The organism is Paraburkholderia sp. SIMBA_054, assembly GCF_046534875.1.
Lineage (GTDB): Bacteria > Pseudomonadota > Gammaproteobacteria > Burkholderiales > Burkholderiaceae > Paraburkholderia > Paraburkholderia hospita.
In genome coordinates this window covers 1-242 of record NZ_JAWRXV010001526.1, presented here as the reverse complement: position 1 = coordinate 242, position 242 = coordinate 1, and the positions used below count along the sequence as shown (strand labels likewise).

1 protein-coding gene is annotated in these 242 nt (G+C 61.6%); it reads left to right on the top strand.

Features of this window, described 5'->3' with window-relative positions; genetic code table 11:
- Nucleotides 1–242: PAS domain-containing protein (locus SB822_RS60135; RefSeq protein ID WP_410859516.1), on the top strand; the 242-nt coding region annotated here is incomplete at both ends.

Here is a 242-nt window from a genome sequence, read left to right as displayed (position 1 = left end):
CTGATCGCTTCGACGGGGATCGCGACCATCTTCGTCGACCGGCAGATGCGCATCAAGCGTTTCACTGAACCTGCGGTCGGCATCTTCAAGCTGATCGCGACGGACGTCGGCCGTCCGCTGCTGGACCTCACCCATCGCCTGAATTATCCCGAACTGACCGCAGATGCAACAGCGGCGTTCGAGTCGCTCAAGACGACCGAGCGGGAAGTCTGCACGAACGACGGCGAATGGTACATCGCGCG